This window comes from Marinicella gelatinilytica, from assembly GCF_026410405.1.
GTDB lineage: Bacteria > Pseudomonadota > Gammaproteobacteria > Xanthomonadales > Marinicellaceae > Marinicella > Marinicella gelatinilytica.
In genome coordinates this window covers 152632-175414 of the sequence record NZ_JAPMLN010000001.1, presented here as the reverse complement: position 1 = coordinate 175414, position 22783 = coordinate 152632, and the positions used below count along the sequence as shown (strand labels likewise).

Genomic DNA, 22783 nt, shown 5'->3' with positions numbered 1-22783 from the left:
TACGTTAATGTGAAGCCGGACCAACAAAAGTTGTCAGTACAGCCGTTACGATTAAAATTGCCAGGCCGATATTAAGTTCAGCTTTAATTGAGCCGGCCAATGATTGTTTCGATTTACGGGCTTTTAATAAACCCGGAACCAATATAAATTTGTGAAATGTCGCTAACAATAATATATGAAAAACCAGTATCAGCTTTAATGAAAAGAGCTGACCGTAATTAGTATTCGCTAAGGCATTAAAATCAACAATAAGATTAAACGCCAGATAACCCCCTGCTGCGATTAATAAAGCCACCATGATCAAGGCAATTTGTCCAAAGCGATGCATGACATGAGCCACTGCCTGTGGCTTAAATGTTCGACAAATAATAATCAACGGCCATAATGATCCGAGCCAGCCAAAAGCCATCAACACATGCAAACCGATGGCAAAGTGGGCTAAGCTTGATAATTCTGATACATGGCCTGAAGCTGTAAAAGATAAGCCAATCACGAACAAATTAAGGGTATAAATAATCATACTGAGCACCAGTAACCTCTGATTGGGATTATTCACATGACGGTAAATCAGCACCAAACTAAGTAAAGACATGATAACGGCACTGGCTCGCCAGACCGTCATTTCACCCACGCCTGAGTGCCAAATAAGTTCGATATAGAACTGATCAAAAGCACCACTTAAGCCGTTCTCTGCAAAAACCGCAACTTGAATGAAAAAATATGCGGTGGTTGCTAACAGGGCTAAAAACAGTCCGGTATAACTGACTTTTTTTAGTTGATTTAAAATGCTGTGATTAAATCGGCACAAAACAGCGATAAAAGGTATTGCGACGGCCTGGGCAAAGCCCGCATAAATCAGCAGCTTGGTTACCAGTGTCGCAATTTCCCATATAGATGATGGCATGAATCAGTTAATTTGAGTGATGATTAGCGTGTTTATCAGGCTTTGACTGTTTCAGGGTAAAGGTAAAATCACCTTCACCCTTATGACCGTCACCACCCATAATGGTCCACAAAACCGTATAAAGACCATTGTCTAAATCATTGACCTTAATAACAAATTCAGCGTGATCTTCAAACGAGGGTTTAAAACCTGTGTCCACGGCCTGATTGTCAGCGTTTATCAATTCAAATTTAACCAATTTCACCGGTTCTGTATAGATCAAGACAATTTCATCAGGCGGTGTGTTCATGGTTTCACCCGCTTCTGGGATGGACACGTCTAAATCAGAATGCGCCCAGTTTAGTGTGCTGAATAATAATAAACTAATTGTTACTAATGTTTTAATGTTCATATTTTTTCCTCTGTTGGAATTAAATGTTGTTTAATGGCTTGTAGGCGCCACAGATAATAGATCACGGGTATCACTAATAAGGTAAGTATTAAGGCACTGACCATGCCGCCGACCATCGGTGCGGCGATGCGACTCATGATTTCAGAGCCGGTGCCGGTGGCCAGTAGAATCGGTAACAGGCCGATAATGATGGACAGGGATGTCATTAAGACCGGGCGTAAACGTCGTCCTGCGCCTTCGACTATGGCCTCTTTTAAGGTCTGTTGATTGATCTGATCTGCTGGTTTTGTACAGAGTTCCTGATAGGCCTGGTTCAGATAGACCAGCATAATGACACCAATTTCAACCGCTACGCCTGCCAGTGCAATAAACCCGACCCCCACAGCCACTGAGAAATTATAGCCGGTTAAATACATCAACCAAATACTGCCCACCATGGCCAGAGGCAGGGTTCCCATAATAATAGCGACCTCGGTGAACGAGCGAAAATTCATATACAATAAAATAATAATAATGGCCAACGTTAAGGGTATGACATACGTGAGTTTTTCTTTGGCACGCAACATATACTCATACTGTCCCGACCAGGCAATGGAATAGCCCGTTGGCAGGTTCAGTTGATCGCTAACGGTTTGTTGCGCTTGTTCCACATAATGGCCGATATCCACCCCTTCAATGTCAATAAAGGTCCAGCCGTTCAGTCGGGCATTTTCACTTTTAATGCCCGGCGGGCCATCCTCAATTTGAATGTCCGCGACATCACCCAAGGCAATGCGTTGCTTACTGGGTGTAACAATCGGCAATAAGGCCAGCTGTTCCGGGGAATTGCGATAATCCTGCGGATAACGAACATTCACCGGATACCGTTCCAGACCTTCGATGGTTTGGGTCACATTCATACCGCCGATGGCGGTGGCGATGACCTGTTGGATATCGACAATATTCAGATTATAACGGGCGGCTTTGACGCGATTGATATCGACTTTAATATACCGGCCACCGGCCACCCGCTCAGAATACACTGACGTGGTACCCGGCACATCTTTTAAAATGGTTTCCAACTGTTGCCCAATTTGCTGGATCTGACCCAATTCAGGACCGGCTATTTTTATGCCCACCGGGGTTTTAATGCCGGTTGCTAACATATCAATGCGGGTTTTAATCGGCATCACCCAAGCATTGGTGACACCCGGTAATTTGACCAATGAATCCAGTTCTTTAATCAGATCATCGGTGCTTATGTTCGGTCGCCATTGATCGCGAGGCTTTAACTGGATGAAAGATTCAATCATGGTTAAAGGCGCCGGATCGGTGGCGGTTTCGGCCCGCCCCACTTTACCAAACACGGTTTCAACTTCTGGCACTGTTTTAATGAGTTTATCGGTTTGTTGTAATAATTCGCGGGCTTTACCGATGGAAATACCCGGATAAGTGGTGGGCATATACATCAGATCACCCTCATCCAAAGGTGGAATAAACTCACTGCCGATTTTGTTGACAGGCCAAAAACCAACCACTAAAACCACTAAGGTTAATACCAAGGTCGATTTGGGAAATTTAAGTATTGTATTTAACACCGGTAAATAGAGTGCGGTAACGACTCTGTTAATCGGGTTTTTATGTTCCGGCAACACTTTTCCGCGAATAAAATAGCCCATCAGAACCGGTACTAAAGTAATGGCCAATGCCGCTGAAGCCGCCATGGCATAGGTTTTGGTGAATGCCAGTGGTGAAAACATACGGCCCTCTTGGGCTTCTAAAGTGAATACCGGCACAAAACTAACGGTAATAATCAACAAACTAAAGAACAGCGCCGGTCCCACTTCTCCGGCTGATTTGGCCACGATTTGCCAGCGGTTTTCAGCGGTTACCTCGGTGCGCTCCATGTGTTTATGCATGTTTTCAATCATCACAATGGCACCGTCAATCATGGCACCAATGGCAATGGCAATACCGCCCAGCGACATAATATTGGCATTTAAACCTTGTAAATGCATGATAATAAAGGCGGTTAAAATGCCCACCGGTAAGGAAATAATCGCCACCAATGAAGATCGGATATGAAATAAGAAGACGATACAAACCAAGGCCACCACGGCAAATTCTTCCAGTAGTTTGATCCAAAGATTATTGACCGCTTCTTTAATTAAACCACTGCGATCATAAACGGTGACCACCTCAACCCCTTCCGGTAAACCTTGTTTCAATTGTGCTAATTTGGCTTTCACCAAATCGATGGTCTTTTGGGCGTTTTCACCATAGCGCATGACGATGATGCCGCCCACGGTTTCACCTTCGCCATTTAAATCAGCCACACCGCGGCGCATTTGCGGGCCAACACCGATGTCAGCCACATCTTTAAGTAATAAGGGCGTACCATTGATTGTGGTGCCTAAGGGGATGTGCCTTAGATCCGCTTCGCTTTGTATATAGCCGGTGGCTCTGACCATGTATTCCGCTTCCGCCAGTTCCACCACGGAGGCCCCTATTTCCTGGTTGCCTCTTTGGATGGCAGTTTCAATTTGCGCCAACGGGATATTGAATGCCCGTAATTTCTCCGGATTAACCCTGACTTGATATTGTTTAACCATGCCGCCGATGGCAGCCACTTCAGACACCCCGGGGACCGCCTGCAGTTCATACTTTAAAAACCAATCTTGCAGGCTGCGCAATTGACTGATGTCATGTTGTCCGGTTTTATCCACCAGGGCATACAGGTACACCCAACCGACACCGGTGGCATCCGGGCCGAGTTGTGGTTTGGCTTGTGCCGGTAATTGCGGTGCCACCTGACTTAAATACTCAAGCACCCGGCTTCTGGCCCAGTACATATCGGTGTCATCATCAAAAATCACATACACATAGGAATCACCGAAGAATGAATAACCTCTGACGGTGGTGGCGCCGGGAACCGATAATAGCGCTGTGGTTAAGGGATAAGTGACCTGATCCTGAACCACCTGCGGTGCCTGTCCGGGGTAACTGGTTTTCACAATAACCTGGACATCAGATAAATCCGGGATGGCATCCACCGGCGTGTTTTTCAGAGAAAACAAACCCATGCCGATGAGTATTAAGGTCGCCAACACCACAAAAAAGCGGTTATGAATCGACCAATTTATAACAGCTTTAATCATGATCGGCTCCATGATTATCATGATCATTCAACTGATCACTTGCTTTGTTGTCATCCGGTTTGTCACTTGGTTGCTCACTTAGTTGGTCACTTGCCCGGTCGCTTTGGCTGTCATTGTTAGGCGCTGACTGTTGTTGCATGGACATATCATGTTGGCTATGATCCATGGATGACATGTCATGGCCTGAGTGGTCCATGGTTTCATGTTCAGCTGTCTCATCTGACATTTTATCTGTCATTTCACCTGACATCTCATGCTGGCTGTGATCCATGGTTGCCATATCATGGTTTGAATGATTCATGGTTGAGGCTTCCTCGCCATCTGATTGAATATGAATGCCGATGACCTGATAGGCTTGTTCATCTGTTTTTTCTATCTGCAGATGGGCACGCATTCCGGGTTTTAGAGCGGTCATATCCAGATCTTCTGACACCATAAAGTCCATGGTCATTGCAGGCCAATCCCAGGCTTCGATGGGTTCATGGCTGGCGCTAATCATCCTGTGATCAACCATAACGGCATCAATGCTGGCGGCCGTCCAAACACGATTCGGTTTGTCTTGCGGTGCTTGCATGCGTTTAAAATCGGAAGTTTTACTGGATTCTGAGTCCAGTAAGAATTGCGCTGAAGTGACCACTTTATCACCTGCCTTAAGGCCACTGATCACTTCGGCATTTTGGTTATAAAACCGACCTAACCTGACTTGTATTGATTTAAACTTCCCTTCACCCAATGCCAGTACCACGCGATCTGAGTCACCGGTTCTAATCACAGCTTCTGTGGGTACTGCCAGGACATTTTTCAGCGGATTGGTGTGGATGGTAATTTGGGCGAACATATTAGGCTTAAGCTGGTGATCGGGATTATTGAACTTAAGCCTGACTTTTAAAGTACGGGTTTCGGGATCTAACGTGGGATAAATATAATCAACTTCACCGATCCATTCCTGTCCCGGTAAAAAATCTAAGGTCATGGTGACCTTTTGCTTTAATGCCAATAAATCCGCTTGTCTTTCAAACACTTCAGCTTCTACCCACACGTCTTCAAGTGAGCCAATAGACATGATTTTATCGCCGGGTTTAATGTAATGACCCTCACGAACATTTAATATATCCACCACGCCTGTTTGTGGCGCGAAAAAAGTGATTCTTTGTTTAACCTGCCGGCTTTTTTTCAGTGCTTTGATTTGCTCGTTTGATATTTGTAGCGATTTCAAACGGTTTTCCGCGGCCGTGATTAAGCGTTGATTGTTCCTACCCAGTGTCAGTATGTATTCCTCCTGGGCATTCACCAGTTCCGGTGAATACAGTTCATATAAGGCCTGGCCCCGGTTGACCGGATTGCCGGCGGTTTTGATGTAAAGTTTTTCAATCCAGCCCTCAACCCGCGGGTGAATATGCACCAATAAATCTTCGTCATATTGGACGTAGCCGATGGTATCAATTTGGGTATGGATGTCCTGTCTGTTCACCATTTCAGTTCTGACGCCTAAATTATTCACCACAGCCGGGGATATTTTGATGGTGCCGGGTCCGGTTTCAGACGATTCACCGGACTCTGCATACACAGGAATAAGATCCATACCCATGGGTGATTTGCCCGGCTGGTCGCGTTTGTAATTAGGATCCATCGGAGCCACCCAGTAAAGTGGTTCATTGGTATCCGATGATGCCGTTGATTGTGAGTGATCACTAAAGTTAAAAAAATTAAATGCCAATAAGCTCAGGGCAATACCCAGAATGAGTCCTATGATAATAGCTTTCAGGCTGGTCATTTGTTTAGTCATTGCTGTTCTCCGGTGTAGCGGTCACGACTTGCTTTGGATTTGTCATTAACAAATAATTAAGTTTGATTTTGGTTTTTGCGATATCGATATTTATCTTGAGGGCATCTATGCGGGCATTTAATTCAGCAATGCGAGCACGGACCACTTCAGCAAAATCGCCGTCGTCGTTGGTATACGCGGTTAATGCCACTTCAGCCTGTTCGCTCATTTGGGGTAACAATTGCTTGTTGTACAGCGCTTGCCTTTGCTTGAGGCGATTTAATAAGGCTTGATTCGTTTGTAATGAGGCCATCATTTTTCTCAGCAACAAATCTTTTTCAGTTTCGATGGCTTCCGCCGATGATATGGCGGCTTTGAGTTCCTGGTCTTGACGGTTTTTGCTGAATAACGGTAAGTCAAAGGTGATGCCGACAGTCATCAGGTCTGCGCGTTGCATACCGTTATCAGCATTGGCACGGTAGCCATAAGAAGCGTTGACGCCCCACTCCGGTTTGTACTTTTGACGGGCTAACGCCACCCCCACTTGTTCTGCTTCGATGCGTTGTTGTAGCGCTTTAACCGCCGGATGGTCAGACAGCAATTGATGGATACGGTTGTTATCGACAAAATTTGTGCCATCAAGTAAGGGTGATTGTATTAATTGTATATTGGGCAACTCTGTACTAACAACCGGTTGTTGCGCGGCTGACCCGTTATAAAAATCAATATCAGTGTCCGGCTGATTCACGCCATAATGACCTAAGTATTGATTAAGTTGTTGCATGGCTTGCTCCTGGTCCTGATACAGGGTTGTGAGTCTGTCATCAAGCCGGGTTAACTCTAATTGTGCACGGATTAAATCCTGTTGTCTGGTGTTACCCGATACGCTGACGTAGCTGGCTTCAACCACATCCACTAAATATTCAAACAGGGAACGGTTGTCATTAATTAATTGAATACTTTGCCGTGCTTGATAAGCACTGAGCCAAAGCTGACTCACCTGTACCGCCAATTCAGCTTTACGATTTTGTCGTTGATGCGGATATTGTTGCGCCAGGGTGTTAAGCCGTTCCCGGTTTAATGAGCGGCTTTGACCGCGTGGAAACATTTGTGACACACCCACCGCCAATTGAGTCATGCCTTCCTGGTTAAAATGAAAGGTATCTGCACCCATGCCCATTAATCCTACAGACATTTTTGGGTCCGGTAATTGCCCGGCGGCCACCGCCAATGACTTCATTTCAGTTTGCGACAATTCACTGCCTTTCAGCCAGGGGTCATTTTTATTGGCCAGCTCTAATGCGTCGGCTAAGCTTAAGGTCTGCTCTGAAACTGAACTTTGTGCCTGTGTTGTTGGTGATTGCAAAATAATCACCAACACACTGACATAAATCAACAGGTGAACATTACGGGATATCATTCGAATTGCGCCTCAAAAGAATTAATTTCAGCATACGGTGTGAGGCTGCCGTTTTTATCAAAAGCCATAATCACATAGGGACTGAATTTGTTTTGATATTCCATGCCGGGGCTGCCTACAGGCATGCCGGGCACCACTAAACCGATGTAATTGTCGGGTTTTTCTTGTAAGAATTTTTGCACAAACTTGGCCGGAATATGACCTTCGAAGACATAGCCGTCGCGGCTGATTGCCGTATGGCATGATCGATAATTGGCCGGGACCTGGTGTTGGTCTTTGAGTTTGTTTAATTGCACGGTGTTAATGCCTTTGGCACTCAAACCGTTGTCATTGGCATGATCAATCCATTTCACACAGCAACCGCAAGTTGCGCTTTTATAGACGGTTAATGCATGATCAGCGGTATCTGTTTTTGATGCATGAACGCTCATGGTTGGCAGCATTAAAAAGATTAATGTTGCCAACACAACAGATAAGGTATTTTTTAACGTTTTCATAGGAACTCCAATTGTTTTTAATCGAGGCTCAATCACACCGGACTTTAATGAGCGGTATGGATAAGAACCCGTTTAAGTTTAAAACTTAAAATTTAATTTCTCAGGCAATGAAATAAAGGCGCATAAGCACTTATTTCAGGCGCAGCTAGGCTGTGGAAATTAAATTATTGGAGGACGATACAAGGGAGAATGGTCTTTATTGAGGTGAAAGCCATCTGCGAATGACCAATGGGTCATCGGTTTCAAGAGATAAAATTGTGTGGATTGGACTTTTGCAGGCAGTAATAAAACCGTGGAGCACATGGCCTGCGGGCACTGGCACAAAGTTTCACAACAATCCGACATGGACGACATGGTTGTGTCATTCATGGCGTGATTGTTTTGTCCTTGTTCAGACATATGACCACAATCTTGAGACATTGTTTGGGGCTGGCTTTCATGATTCATGGTATGCGCATGAGCAACCGCCAGCACTTGTCCTGTTGAGAACAACAGTAACATCGTGATGATTATACTGAGTGATGGTTTGTGCCTTTTATGCGAATTCATGATACCCCTATGATACTTAAAAATTGTCTTAGTTCAATTATTTAAGCCAAAACCACAAAAAAAAACGCCCCAAATTTTAAAAATTAGGGCGTTTTGTCTTACCTTATCGATTATTTAAGGTGTAAATTCGACTTCATCAGTGGCGATTGCCTGAATGGTGTTTAAATCCGTAATTAACGGTAAATAATCATTCACCAGCCATGAAAACAACTGATTAACGTAATTCGCACCGGTGGTGATATTACCACTCTGACCGCCCGGAATAACCTGCTCGGCTAACACGCCCATAGAAGTCATTTCAGCCACAAAACGTCTGGCCGGACCCGATGAGAACATAAAGCCGTTGCTGTTATTGCCGCGAACACCATGGCTTGAGGCGTCTAATACCTGATAGCCCCCGGCTCTGGCGACACCCGGTAAACCATCCACGGTAGCTAAGCCGAACATACCATTGGGCACGGATAATTGTGCACCCAATGAATGTGAGAAGGTAATGCGGTGTAATTTACCCCAACGGTAATCCGTTAAATCCATGGAATTATTAAAGGCCGCGGCATAATCATCACCGGCCATCTGATCCAGGGACTGTTTTAATGAGGCCAGAATAATGTAATCACGGGCATCTTCGCGGGTTGGTGCCTGTGGATTGGTGAAGAAATTAATCCCCGAAGCGCCATAACCCTGGTTTTCATCAAAGGCATCCAATAAGTGTTTAAAGGCACTTAATGAATAATAATTACCCGGTCTGTTTTCTGTCAACACAGTCATACCAATGGCATCGTCATAACCGGCTAAAGTGGCATCAATGGTATTGCGAATACCATTTGAGCGCCACACCGCATAAATGCTGGCGGCAATCGAGGCATTCACTTCATCCTGACTCGGTGGATTTAAGGCAAAGGCATTATCAAAAGGATCATAACCTTCGGCTAAACCGGTCGGGGTACTAAAGTCCCACTGTTGAAAAAACCCGGCTGCTTGTTGCACCCGCGGATCGGCTAAGAACTGCTGAATACCCGGCCAGGCATCTGCGGCCGAAGCGCGTTGTACCGCGTTCATAATATGCGGCATAATCAATTCGGCATCCATCATTTGATTATTGGCCTGAAGTTCTTTCATATCTTGCATGGTGAACTTTTTACCCTCAGCCATGCCGGCTTCCATAATCCGGTCTAAGCGACCTTGACGGAAGGCTGAATAACCGCCTTGGGAAATATAATACAGACCACCACCTGGACGAACCTGATTGAGGACATTGTTATCCAAGGACACGCCCACCGGATCGTTATTGGCATTGGCGATATAACCACGATCTGGGTTAATTTGGTATGGCATTTCATCGAAAGGAATAACGCCATAAGGTGTTGCCTGATTCATATCCGGATCATTTAAAGGCATCCATTCATTCATACGATTGCCTGAACCATCACGAATAAACATCGGCGGCACGCCGTCGGGCTGCATCATGGTTTGTAAATCTTCACGTAATGGCACTTCCGCACCGGTGTAGTAAGCGACATCACCATGGACATCTGCCACCGCAAAGTTTTGTGAGCCGAAATCAAATTTCGTTAAAGCCTGTTTAAATTCTGCAATATTCTCAGCACGGCTCATTTCAATAAATGATTCCACTTCTTTGGTCGGTCCAAAACCGGTAAACTGCATCGACACGGCTTGGGCATTTTCAGTGTCCAAACTTAAAATAGGGCCATAATTTCGACGCGGTACCAGGAAGGTCAAGCCACCGTTGGTGTATCCAATATTGGCGCGCTCTTTATTGTTCATTGTGCCATCACCAATTTGGTTAACGAAATAGCTTTGAAATACCCACACCAGAGGCTCATCTTGACCTTTGTAAACAGTATGCGTTGGTAAACCGAAACTGTTGGTTTTAATGCTTTCAAAATAAAAATCGGTTTCATCCACCGGATGCACGGTACTGCCCCAACACAGGCTTTCATTACAGCCTTGCGCGGTAATCGGTGCGCCGGGAAACTGTACACCGGCAATGTTCAAACCATCTTCAGTGGCGACATGCGCGGGATAAAAAACCGACGGATAATCCAAACTCAAATGGGGATCATTGGCAATCAACGGGAAGCCGTTTTCGGTGTGCTCCGATGACACTGCCCAAAAATTGGAGCCTTTGTCAGTTTCACCGTCATTTTTCATGGATTTAATTAATGGCGTGCTTTCCCAGTTTGCTTTAATATTATGCAACAAGCCCAACTCTGTTTCACTGAGGTTCAAGGTGTAATCTTTGGCCACATCCATCAGGTTTTTAGTCCCGGCAGCGCCGATGATTCCCATGTCTGCGAAGAAATCCGGCATACTGACCCGATCATCGGGTGGTGCAGCCCGGTATAAATCTTCCATAAATAACGCCGTACCATCAAATCCGGCGGCCTGCCCGACTTGCTGAAAAGTATTAATGGCAATGGTCCAGTCAATTTCCTGTAAGTCATTGGATAACTGAAAAGCAATCACTTTAGCAATCGCCACGGAGTGAATCGGTAGCCAGCGATCAGCCTTATCAATTTCCAGAGATTGATATTCAGGTGGTAACGGGTTGTTATCAAGCCAGGCATTGACGCCATCACTGTAGGCTTTAAGTATGCCTTTGGTGTCAGCATTAAGAACCTGCATTGAGTTACGCGCCCAACGTTCAAAACCAAGGGTTCTGAATTGAATATCATTGGAAATGGCTGGAGATCCCACTAATTCGGCCAAACGGCCTTGAGAAATCTTACGGGTATAATCCATCTGATAAAAACGATCCTGGGCTTGAATATATCCCAATACAAATGCCGCGTCAATTTCCGTTTCTGCTGTGACACTTGGAATTTGGGTGGCGTTGTAATAGACCTTCGCCGGCGCACTAAGCGCTTTGTCAGTTAGAACAGTGGTGGATCCGGTTTTGTCATTGTTGGCCATAGCCAACGTTGATGACATAGCCAAACATGCCACCATGCTTTTTAAAATAAATGGTTTCATTGCGTCCCCTTGAAAATGGTTAAAAATTATATGTGCGTATTTAAAACATACGTTTAATAGCTTAACATAAATTTAATATGTTGTCTTGCTGAAATTAGTGGGAAATTGGGTAATTTTGAACGTGGGATTCGTTGAATTTCTTAATGGCTAATCGCCCAACAGTGACGGCATTCCATACCCAAAATAAGCTTAACACAACACCCACCATTGACAGCACACGCAGGTCCTTAGAAAAAATCACTAGAGTCCGTACCACAATTAACTGAGCAAAAACATCACCGCCTCGATAAACCACAGTATCTAAAAAGTTTTTAAACTTATACTTAATGGCATCATTTAAACCGGTAAACAGCCAATCGGTGGGCGGCTTCATGATGCCGTAAGCACCACTTCTTTGTAGCACGATGGCGGCTAAAACAACCATCAACTCGGGCATTAATGTAAATAAACTTAAAGCCATGACCATTAACAATGGAAAGATTGCCAAAATTTGATTGATTTTAAACTTCTGTAATAAGAATGGCGTGAGTATCAGTTGAAAAAAAAGCGTCAATACATTGGTGGCAATATTAATATTCGCAAACACATGGGTTCGATAATCGCGACTGGTGAAATACTGTTTAACATATTCACCTTGTAGGTAATAAAAAATGGAGCCTATGATGACACTTATCACGGTCATTAGCGCTATTTGTTGCAACAACCGAGAACCGAGCATAAGCTTAAATCCTTCCATGGGACTGCCACCTAAGGGGGCTTCGGGGTTAACCTGCGATTCTCCGGCATAACGCCTAATTCTCAACACCGCATAGATACAGATTAAAAGAAAAAACAGCGAAATCAATAACAAATTAACGGTGCCTACCAAGAACACCAACTGGCTGGTGATAAGGCCGCCAATGATGCCACCGGTACTGCCACCGGCAGCAATTACACCAAATAAACGGGTGCCCTGCTCCTTGGTGTAAATATCTGCCATAAAACTCCAAAATATAGAGACAATAAAGAGGTTATAAACAGAAACAAATACAAAAAATATGCGGGCTAAAGCAACACTGTCTTTACCAACAACATGGAATCCCGTCCAAATCAAAAATATCAGCAAACCGAAGAAACCATAGACAATGGGAATAAACTGTTTACGGGAATAGCTGGATACAACCTTCCCGTAAAAAGGCTGTAACAATAACATCACAATAAACGTGGTAAGAAACAACCAACCGTAATTTTCGGTACCTGCAGTGACGCCCATTTCTTCGCGAATCGGGCGTAAGATAAAATAACCGGTCAATAAAAACACAAAATACAAATAAGACCAGACAAGTACCGGCCACTCCCCTGCTTTTACTTGGTTTTTAAAATAGTTTTTAATGACTGTCAACGACATGAAATTTAACCCGTCCGGTAATACCGCACACCAAGGTATACGGAATGGTGTGTAAATCTTTGGCAACCTGCTCAACGGGTTGCTCTGCACCCCAAATTTGTACCGGTTCACCTATTTGTGGCTGTTCTACCGCTGATAAATCAATTGCCAACATATCCATAGAGATACGACCAATAACTGCGGCATGATGTCCGCGTATAACCACATGGCTGTGATAAGGACTCCAGGGATAGCCATCGGCATAACCCATACCGACAATCCCAACAGGCATATCTTGGGGACAAACAAACTGAGCACCGTAACCAACCGGCTCGCCTTTATTTGTGGTTTTAATAGAAATTAATTTAGCACTGAGTTGCATCACCGGCTTGAGATTAAAATCAGCTGCATCATGAGACAGTAAAGGCGAAATACCATATAAGCCCAAACCCACTCGGGCCCACTCGCCCGCACAAGCCAGCCCATTTAAGACGGCACCGGTATTGGCAAAAGAATATTCAAGACCGTGCGACATCAATTGTTTATTGCGGTTAATTTGTGTTTTTGTTTGCGACTGATTAATTTGATCTGATTGTGAAAAATGAGCCATTAAGCGAATGGTTTTTATCATTTTGATCTGTTGCAATTGTGTTAAAACCTGCGTGTATTCAGACCACTCAAAACCCAAACGATGCATACCGGTGTCTACTTTTAGCCACACATCCAACGTGGCATCTGTGTACTTAGCATTCGACAATAATGCCATCTGATATGATTGATGAACAACCACATCAAATTGTTTTTCGATGGCCAATTCCAATTCAGTCTGATTAAACACACCCTCTAACAATAAAATACGTTTATCCGGAATAAAAGTGCGTAGCTGTAAAGCCTCCTCAATGGTGGCAACTGCCAACGCATCACAGGATTTGAGGGTATCGGTTAACCGTGCCAATCCATGGCCATAGGCATCGGCTTTAACCACACCCATAATAGGGCCATCATGTAAATCTTTAAAAACCTCTATATTATGTGCTAAATGAGGTAAGTAGATATCGGCGCGCGTGCCGCGTTCAGGATACATCAATCAAAGGTTTCAACATGTTCAACGTCAACATCAAAATGGCGTTTATCTAAATTATCAAAACGCGTATAGGCACCGCGAAATAATAACTCCACTTTGCCGATGGAACCATTTCGATGCTTACCGATAATAATTTCTGCCACACCTTTGTCTTCTGTTTCCGGATTGTAAACTTCATCTCTGTATATGAAGATAATTAAGTCAGCATCCTGTTCAATGGCACCCGATTCACGTAGATCTGACATGATTGGACGCTTGTTGGGACGTTGCTCCAATGAGCGATTAAGCTGAGACAAGGCGATTACCGGAACATTGAGTTCTTTTGCCATGGCCTTTAAACCGCGAGAAATTTCAGAGATTTCATTGGCTCTGTTTTCTGACACTTTACCTTTAACCTGCATAAGCTGAAGGTAATCAATAACCACAAGATCCAATCCCTTGGTATTTTTTAACCGTCGACATTTCGACAAAACCTCATTCGGGGTCAGTGCCGGTGTATCGTCAATATAAATGGATGCACCCTGAAGCATCTCATTAGTTTGCGCTAAACGAGGCCATTCAGAATCACTGATTCGACCTAATTTAAGATTTCTTGAGTCAATTTGTGACAATGAAGAAAACATTCTGGTCACCAGCTGAGTGGCTGCCATTTCCATACTAAATACGGCCACATGTTGATTAGAACAGGCTGCACGCTCAGCAATATTAATGGCAAAAGAGGTTTTGCCCATGGCCGGTCTGCCGGCAACCACCACCAAATCAGAATTGTGTAAACCTGCAGTCATGCGATCTAAATCATCCCAGCCATAGGGAATACCGGTTATTTCACCATCAGTTTCAGAGAGTTTTTCCAAACGCTCGATGGTTTCAGCTAACACATTTTTTATGTCATGAAACCCTGATTTTGACTTCAGGGTTTGCTCACGAATTTTAAACACCAATTTTTCGGCATTCTCAATTAACTCATCGGCACTTTGACCTTCAGTATTAAACGCACTTTCTGCCAGTTGATTACCGATTTCTATCATTTGTCGCAACACAGATCGATCACGAACGATTTTCGCATAAGCAGCGATGTTTGAAGCCACAGGATAATTGTTAGCAATTTCAGTTAAATAGTCTAAACCGCCGGTTTTATCTTCCAGATCATGTGACTGCAGCCATTCACTGAGCGTAACCACATCACATGCTTCATTTTGACTGTTTAAAAAGCTAACACCCTGGTAGATGGACTTATGCTTGGCAAAATAAAAGTCTTCTTCACTCAATAATCCACTGACCTTATCCCAAGCTGACTGCACCAGCATTAATCCTGCCAGAACAGCTTGTTCTGCTTCTAAGGAATGCGGGGGTGTTTTAAGTGCTTTGGTGGCATCACCTTGATTGATGGGATAGATTTCAGACATATTAATTAGGATAAAAACAGAATAAACAAAACGAATAAATAGTTTACAGGACAGGCCTCTAAATGACACACAAAAAAAGCCGATTTTTTTCAAATCGGCTTTTTCATCGAACTATATGTGAAAAATTTAAGCGTCTTCTTCCAACGCTTCAACAATCACTTTCACTTCTGTATCAACATCAGCATAAAGCATCAGGGTAATCTCGTATTCTCCCACAGCTTTAATGGCGCCTTCACCCATAGTCACTTCACTGGCATCAACCGGATAACCGCTTTCTGTGAATTTCTCAGAAATTTCACGGGGGCCGACTGAACCATATAAATGACCTTCAGGACTGGCATTGGCTGTAATGGTAACGCTGACATCTTTAAGCGCTTCGGCACGAGCTTGAGCGGCTGCTAATGATTCTTTGGCTTTAGCGACCAATTCAGCTTTTTGTGCTTCAAAGGCTTTAATATTTTCAGCAGAAGCCCGAGCTGCCATTTTTTGTGGGATAAGGTAATTGCGAGCAAAGCCATTTTTGACTTCTACCACTTCACCTAAATCACCTAAATTTTGTACTTTATCTAATAAAATAACTTGCATGTTATGCTCCTGCTTTATTTATCATGTTGGTCACAATAAGGGACCAAGGCTAAATAACGGGCTCTTTTAACCGCTGTTGACAATTGTCTTTGATACTTCGCTTTAGTACCAGTAATTCGACTTGGAATAATCTTACCTGTTTCGGTAATAAATTGTTTCAACATATCCAAATCTTTATAGTCAACTTGCTCAATACCGGCTGCTGTAAATTTGCAATTACGGCTGATAATACGTTGTGCGGGTCTTCTGCGTCTTTGTGGTTTAGCCATGATTAGGACTCCTCTTCAGTGTCGGTTTCGTCATCAGCAGACTCATCTTCTGTAGATGAACTTTCTTCAGCTTCTTTTTTAGCTGCTGCTTCTTTGTCTTCTACTGCCTTAACATCTTCTTTTGATACTTTCTTATCACTGTCATCATCTTCTTTTTTCAGAGGAGAATCTTCGGTGAAAGCTTTATCAACAGACAATAACAAATGACGTAAAATGGCATCGTTAAAACGAAATGCATCAACCATTTCATTAATGGTTTCTTGATCACATTCGATGTTTAATAAAAAGTAGTGGGCTTTATGTAAGCGTTGAATGGTATAGGCCAATTGACGGCGTCCCCAATCTTCTGAACGGTGAACCACACCGCCACCTTTAGTCACCATGCCTGAATAGCGCTCAATCATGGCAGGTAACTGTTCGCTTTGATCCGGGTGGACCAACAGGACAATTTCGTAATGTCGCATTAAATAGCTCCTTATGGAATAATGCCACCCAACATAAAATCAGCACCTATTGCCAATTCATTGGTGTAGCAAGGAAAAGTGGGCGGATTTTAGCGACTTTATGGTTTAAATGCAAGTCGTTGTCCTTGGTTTTAAGATTAATTGCACAGGGCGGTACATCCCTACCGTGAAAACAGTTAAAATGCCTGCATTTTTAAACGGACAATGTATGTTTGATCTGCCTGCCAACGATCAAAACCAAAACTGGATTCACGTCAATGGTTTAGCTCTGCCCATGGCAGTGGCTGAATTATACCAACAAACCGACGGTTTGCTGTTATTATTAACAGATTCAGTTCACCACAGTCGTCAATTGGAACATGAACTATCTGTGGTAACAGCCGGACGCGATTTATCGGTTTTTCATTTTCCTTTATGGGATACCCTGCCCTACGATGTGTTCTCTCCAAACCCCGAATTAATTTCTGAACGATTAAAATTCTTACAACAAATAAGTGTGCGCAATGACCACGGTATTGTGGTGATGCCGGTACAAAACCTCATGCAAAAAGTGCCATCAAAGGATTTTATCAATGGCCGCAGTTTTCATGTCAAAGTGGGCGAACAGCTTAAATTGGATCATTGGCGACAACGCTTAGATAAAAATGGTTATCACCATGTCTCTGAAGTGCGCGAAGCCGGAGAATATGTCGTACGTGGGGGGGTATTGGATATATATCCGATGGGCGGCTTGGAAGCATTTCGCATTGAATTATTTGATGACGAAGTGGAAAGCATTCGCGTGTTTGATACTGACAGCCAGCTGACCGTTCGTCAAGTTCAGCAAATTCAAGTGATGCCGGCCAATGAATTTCCATTTGACGACAAAGCCCGTACTCTGTTCTTAAGCCGTTTTCGCGAGCAATTTGATGTTGATACCGGTCGTTCAGAAATTTATCAAGACGTGCGAAAAGGTTTACATTTCTCAGGTATTGAGCATTATTTACCGATGTTTCATACTGAGTTAAGTGATATTTTTGATTATTTACCCAATGATGCCACGGTGGTACATTGCCACGACAGTCAAGCGGTGTTAGCCACATGGGAAAAACAAATCCAAGCCCGTTATGAAGATCGCCGCCATGACTTACAAAGACCACTTCTAACCCCGGATGCTTTGTATTTAACAGCAGAATACACCGGTCAACAAATGACTGCATTTCGGCAAGTCTGGATTAACAACAAGCACGTCGATGCGGTTCAAGTGAATCTACATTCGAATCTCATTAAAAAGCCGGATCTTGAACAACAAACCATGACTGATTATTTTAATCGCAGTCAAGATCGGGTGCTCATCACTTTAGATTCACCAGGCCGTTTGGATATAGTCCAGGAAAAACTTAAAAAAGCCGCTCCAAGTTTTAGTTATTTTAACAACATCAATGACTTTTTAGCCTCTGATGCGCTCCGTGGTCTGACCGTGGCTTCGATAGAACATGGTGTTTATCTGAAAAACCTGGGGTTACGAATCTATGACGAGGGTTTGTTATTTAGCCGTCGTGTTAGTCGTCGACAACAAGGTAAGAAATTCCAAGCCAACCCAGAAGATATTATTAGTAATTTAACAGATTTACATCTTGATTCGCCCATTGTGCACATTGATCATGGCGTGGGCCGTTATCGGGGTTTAAAAATGCTCGATTACGATGGTGAAGCCGAGTATTTGGAAGTTGAATATCAAGGTGGTGATAAACTGTTTGTGCCGGTGTCGTCCCTACATCTGGTGTCGCGCTATTCCGGCGCCGGCAGTGAAGCGGCGCCCTGGCATAAGCTTGGCTCAGAAACTTGGGCCAAAGCCAAACAAAAAGCCGCCAAAAAGGTCAAAGATGTGGCTGCAGAATTATTGTCAATTTATGCCATGCGCGAAGCCGCCGGCGGTCAACCCATCAGTATCAATGAACAAGAATACCGGCTGTTTTGTGATGGTTTTCCATTTACCGAAACTGACGATCAGTTACAAGCCATTGCCGCTGTCAAACAGGACATGCAAGCCAACACCCACATGGACCGAGTCATCTGCGGTGATGTGGGTTTCGGTAAAACAGAAATCGCCATGCGGGCTGCTTTTTTAGCAGCCAATGATGGCCAGCAAGTGATTATGCTGGTACCAACCACCTTATTGGCGCAACAACACTATGACAATTTTCTGGATCGTTTTGCCCCCTTCCCCATTCGTGTCGAATTATTATCCCGCTTTGTCAGTACCAAGCACACCAAAGAAGTCATTGCTGGCATGGCAGATGGTACCGTAGACATTGTTATCGGCACCCATAAACTGTTGCAGAAAAACCTAAAAATAAAAAATTTAGGTTTGGTGATTGTTGATGAAGAACAACGTTTCGGGGTACGTCAAAAAGACCGCCTTAAACAGCTCAAAGCCGATGTTGATTTATTGACCTTAACCGCCACGCCGATTCCTCGTACCTTAAACAGTGCCTTATCGGGATTACGTGACTTATCGATTATCGCCACCCCACCCAAAGCCCGATTAAGCATTAAAACCCAAGTGGTGGAATGGAATAAAAGCCTGATTAATGAAGCCTGTACCCGTGAAATACAACGTGGTGGCCAGGTGTATTTTTTACACAATGAAGTACAAACCATCGAGCAGATGGCTGAACAGGTGCAAAAAATCAACCCCAAAGCCCGTGTTCGTATAGCCCACGGTCAAATGCATGAGCAGGAATTACAACAAGTGATGGTTGATTTTCATAAGCAGCGTTTTAACATTCTGGTCTGTACCACCATTATTGAATCCGGTATCGATATTCCCAACGCCAATACCATGATTATTAATCGTGCCGATAAATTGGGACTAGCGCAATTACACCAGTTACGCGGCCGGGTTGGACGTTCCCACCACAAAGCCTTTGCTTATCTCATTATTCCCGGCTGGAAAGCCATTACAAAAGACGCGAAAAAACGCTTAGAAGCCATTGAATCACTTGAGGATTTAGGTGCCGGATTTACTTTAGCCACCCATGACATGGAAATTCGTGGCAGTGGCGAATTACTCGGTGAAGAGCAAAGTGGACAAATTCAAAATATTGGCTTTACACTGTATTGCGAAATGTTAGAGCGTGCTGTGGCAGCCTTGAAAAAAGGTGAAGACATCGATCTGATTGCAGATAACGAAAGCCATGTGGATGTGGAGCTCAATATCCCGGCATTGATTCCTGAAGACTATATATTTGATGTCTACACGCGACTAACCTTTTATAAACGCATGAACAATGCCAAAGATGCCGACGCCTTAGATAATATCCGCGCTGAATTGGTAGATCGTTTTGGACAGTTGCCTGAATACGCATCAAATCTATTTCACGTATTAAAAATTCGGCTGCGGGCAGTCAAAATGCACATCACTCGTTTAATCATGACTGAAGAACATGCAGATCTTAAATTCAATCACCCTGAACAATCATTTTACACAGGCCTGATAAAATTACTGCAAACAGAGCCTAATCGCTTTAAACCATTGCCGGACAATGGCTTGCGCTATATCGGTGATTTCGAAACCGCTGAACAACGTATAGATGCCGTCTACCAATTATTAGAAATGCTTAGATGAACCTAAATTGAAAATTAGGGCTGATAAAAGCCGATTAAAATGTGCCTTTTATACGCCCTAATTTTGATATACTGCTACCATGAAAAAATCAACTACCCTCATATTATTAGTCGTCTTAATGGGGACGGCTTCTGCCCAAAATTACATTAAACGAACCGCCGAAGAACCGGTTTATGACGTTGAAGTCATTGTTTTTGGTCAGTTATTATCACAACCTACAGTCGATTCAATACAACAAGCTGTCATTTTTGATCAAGAGGCGGCCGCCACGGTTGATTTTTTACCAGCTGATGAAGATTGGCCATTTATCAAAACTCAAACAAATTTAGCTCAAAGTAATTCTGATGACAGTCAATTAACAGCAAACCCTCAAGATGATTCATGGCAAGTTCCCTTAGACGAAAAACCAATTGATTATGATGTTTTGGTTTGGTTTCTAAAAACCAACCAACTGACCGGTCCGGTGGTTAATTTGCTAGACAATAACCCAAAATATAAACCCTTATTAAGGCAAGCCTGGCGTCAACCCGCCACACCTTTTAACAATCCGCTTTATGTCAAAATTAATACCCAGACCCACGACAACGAATTTTCAACTAATCAATCAAACATTGACGACGAAAATATGGTCATTGATTTGACTGATTTTAATGAAAACCTGACACCTAAAATAGATATCAGAGATTTTCAGGTAGATGGTCAAGTGGCCTTGTCACAAGGTCGTTTTACTCATTTACATATTAAGTTTAATTATTATAGAATCAATCAACAAAATGAACCCCTGATATACGCCAGCAAGCAACAAAGACAAATCAAACTAAATCAATGGCAATACTTTGATCACCAACAGTTTGGTGTGCTCATTAAAGTTACCGCCGTTAAAGCAGAGGAGTTACTATGAAATCATTTTTACGCTTAAATCTAATTTTAATGGCCATATTGGTGTTAAACGCCTGCCAACAAACCAGTTTAAAAGAAACACAAGAACAAACACCACCGGCATTAGAAAATTTATGGCAACTGGACACTGATAAAAGCCAAATCACGTATATCAGTACAAAAAACGGTGATATTCAGGAACATAACACCTTGCGATTTTTGTCCGGCATAATTGATGCTGATAAACATGTAGAACTACGCATCGATCTCAACAGTATTGACACAAATATTGATATACGTGATGAGCGCATGCGTGAACTATTTTTTGAAACCGAAGTGCATCCCACTGCCACAGTGTCTGCTGATATTGCAAACAATTTACCGTTAATGACACCTTTTGATATCAATTACACATTAACACTTAAAGATCATCAACAATCCTTTCAAAGCCCGGTGATGATACACAGTGGTGGTGGCGAAATGATGATCACCAGTGCCGAACCTGTGACGGTATCAGCAACCTCTTTTGGCCTACAAGAAGCGCTTGAAAATCTACGTGAAATCGCTGGATTAAACAGCATTGCAGACACGGTAGAAGTGGATTACAAACTTCATTTTAAACAAATTAAATAATAGAGATCTTTTACAGATCTCTAAACGAGGAAATATTATGGGAATTTTAGCCGGTAAAAAAGCACTGATTGTCGGTGTTGCCAGTAACCGCTCCATCGCCTGGAGCATTGCCGAATTTATGCACCAACAAGGTGCTGAATTGGCCTTTACCTATTTAGACGACAAACTCGCCAAACGGGTGAATAAAATCGCCGAACAAACCAATTCAAACATTGTACTGCCCTGCGATGTCGCTTCTGATGAACAAATCAAAGCGGTCTTCGATGAACTCGAAAAACAATGGGGCTGTTTGGATATTATTGTGCATGCGGTGGGTTTTGCACCCCGTGAATTGTTACAGGGTCATTATCTGGAAAACCTCAGCCGAGAGGGCTACCAAACGGCCATGGACATCAGTTCCTACAGTTTTGCGGCACTCGCCAAAGCCGGTCACTATTTAATGAAAGACCGTGATGCCGCCCTGCTCACCTTGACCTATCTGGGTGCCCTGCGGGCCATGGACAATTACAATGTCATGGGTGTCGCCAAAGCCGCGCTGGAAGCCAATGTACGCTACATCGCAAAATCAATGGGTCCGGACGGCATTCGGGTGAATGGCATCTCTGCCGGCCCCATTAAAACCCTGGCCGCCTCGGGCATCGGCAACTTTAAGAAAATGCTACACCATGTGGAACGTGCCGCCCCACTCAAACGCACCGTCGATCAAATGGATGTCGCTAAAGCCGCCACCTTCCTGTGTTCGGACTGGGCATCGGGTATCACCGGTGAAATCACCTATGTGGATGCCGGTTACAATATTATGGCGATGGCCGATATAGAATAAGGTCACT

The 22783-nt window shown here is 43.7% G+C and carries 18 protein-coding genes; 4 read left to right on the top strand and 14 right to left on the bottom strand.

Going from position 1 to position 22783, the window contains the following annotated elements; genetic code table 11:
* Positions 1 to 4: 4 nt before the first annotated feature.
* From OS173_RS00645 to rpsF, 14 genes are all read right to left on the bottom strand, one after another.
* Positions 5 to 904 carry a copper resistance D family protein gene (locus tag OS173_RS00645; protein ID WP_267182340.1) on the bottom strand — a complete coding sequence of 300 codons (900 nt, stop codon included), beginning with the start codon at positions 902 to 904 and terminating at the stop codon, positions 5 to 7.
* A gap of 7 nt (positions 905 to 911) precedes the next feature.
* Positions 912 to 1295, bottom strand: a complete 384-nt coding sequence (locus OS173_RS00640; RefSeq protein ID WP_267182339.1) for a copper resistance CopC family protein — start codon at positions 1293 to 1295, stop codon at positions 912 to 914.
* A complete protein-coding gene (locus OS173_RS00635) occupies positions 1292 to 4432 on the bottom strand; it encodes an efflux RND transporter permease subunit (RefSeq protein ID WP_267182338.1) in 3141 nt (1046 codons plus the stop codon). The genes OS173_RS00640 and OS173_RS00635 overlap by 4 nt, the downstream gene beginning before the upstream one ends.
* A complete protein-coding gene (locus OS173_RS00630) occupies positions 4425 to 6218 on the bottom strand; it encodes an efflux RND transporter periplasmic adaptor subunit (RefSeq protein WP_267182337.1) in 1794 nt (597 codons plus the stop codon). Before OS173_RS00630 ends, OS173_RS00635 begins: the two co-directional genes overlap by 8 nt.
* Entirely contained in the window at positions 6211 to 7617 is a 1407-nt protein-coding gene (locus OS173_RS00625) for a TolC family protein (protein ID WP_267182336.1), read from the bottom strand. The genes OS173_RS00630 and OS173_RS00625 overlap by 8 nt, the downstream gene beginning before the upstream one ends.
* The gene (locus OS173_RS00620) at positions 7614 to 8114 is read right to left on the bottom strand and encodes a DUF411 domain-containing protein (protein ID WP_267182335.1); all 501 of its coding nucleotides are present in this window, start codon (positions 8112 to 8114) and stop codon (positions 7614 to 7616) included. Before OS173_RS00620 ends, OS173_RS00625 begins: the two co-directional genes overlap by 4 nt.
* A 159-nt stretch (positions 8115 to 8273) precedes the next feature.
* Positions 8274 to 8663 (bottom strand): hypothetical protein, encoded by a 390-nt coding sequence (locus OS173_RS00615; protein WP_267182334.1) that lies wholly within the window; start codon positions 8661 to 8663, stop codon positions 8274 to 8276.
* 114 nt (positions 8664 to 8777) lie between these two features.
* Positions 8778 to 11657 carry a penicillin acylase family protein gene (locus OS173_RS00610; RefSeq protein ID WP_267182333.1) on the bottom strand — a complete coding sequence of 960 codons (2880 nt, stop codon included), beginning with the start codon at positions 11655 to 11657 and terminating at the stop codon, positions 8778 to 8780.
* A gap of 94 nt (positions 11658 to 11751) precedes the next feature.
* Positions 11752 to 13044, bottom strand: coding sequence for an NTP/NDP exchange transporter (locus OS173_RS00605; protein ID WP_267182332.1), 1293 nt, complete (start codon positions 13042 to 13044; stop codon positions 11752 to 11754).
* Complete coding sequence (gene alr / locus OS173_RS00600; RefSeq protein WP_267182331.1) at positions 13025 to 14107, bottom strand: alanine racemase; 1083 nt, start codon at positions 14105 to 14107, stop codon at positions 13025 to 13027. The genes OS173_RS00605 and alr overlap by 20 nt, the downstream gene beginning before the upstream one ends.
* The gene (gene dnaB, locus OS173_RS00595; RefSeq protein WP_267182330.1) at positions 14107 to 15513 is read right to left on the bottom strand and encodes a replicative DNA helicase; all 1407 of its coding nucleotides are present in this window, start codon (positions 15511 to 15513) and stop codon (positions 14107 to 14109) included. Before dnaB ends, alr begins: the two co-directional genes overlap by 1 nt.
* 126 nt (positions 15514 to 15639) lie before the next feature.
* Positions 15640 to 16098, bottom strand: a complete 459-nt coding sequence (gene rplI, locus OS173_RS00590) for a 50S ribosomal protein L9 (RefSeq protein WP_267182329.1) — start codon at positions 16096 to 16098, stop codon at positions 15640 to 15642.
* Between the two features lie 14 nt (positions 16099 to 16112).
* A complete protein-coding gene (gene rpsR / locus OS173_RS00585) occupies positions 16113 to 16367 on the bottom strand; it encodes a 30S ribosomal protein S18 (RefSeq protein ID WP_267182328.1) in 255 nt (84 codons plus the stop codon).
* A gap of 2 nt (positions 16368 to 16369) precedes the next feature.
* Entirely contained in the window at positions 16370 to 16831 is a 462-nt protein-coding gene (gene rpsF / locus OS173_RS00580; RefSeq protein ID WP_267182327.1) for a 30S ribosomal protein S6, read from the bottom strand.
* A gap of 208 nt (positions 16832 to 17039) precedes the next feature.
* Between rpsF and mfd the strand changes: the two genes are divergently transcribed.
* The 4 genes from mfd (at position 17040) to OS173_RS00560 (ending at position 22776) form a co-directional block, all read left to right on the top strand.
* A complete protein-coding gene (gene mfd / locus OS173_RS00575; protein ID WP_267182326.1) occupies positions 17040 to 20441 on the top strand; it encodes a transcription-repair coupling factor in 3402 nt (1133 codons plus the stop codon).
* A 79-nt stretch (positions 20442 to 20520) separates the two neighbouring features.
* On the top strand, positions 20521 to 21342 hold the full coding sequence (locus OS173_RS00570; RefSeq protein ID WP_267182325.1) for a CsiV family protein: 822 nt from the start codon (positions 20521 to 20523) through the stop codon (positions 21340 to 21342).
* Complete coding sequence (locus OS173_RS00565) at positions 21339 to 21953, top strand: YceI family protein (RefSeq protein ID WP_267182324.1); 615 nt, start codon at positions 21339 to 21341, stop codon at positions 21951 to 21953. Before OS173_RS00570 ends, OS173_RS00565 begins: the two co-directional genes overlap by 4 nt.
* A 37-nt stretch (positions 21954 to 21990) precedes the next feature.
* Positions 21991 to 22776 carry an enoyl-ACP reductase FabI gene (locus tag OS173_RS00560; protein ID WP_267182323.1) on the top strand — a complete coding sequence of 262 codons (786 nt, stop codon included), beginning with the start codon at positions 21991 to 21993 and terminating at the stop codon, positions 22774 to 22776.
* Positions 22777 to 22783: the final 7 nt, after the last annotated feature.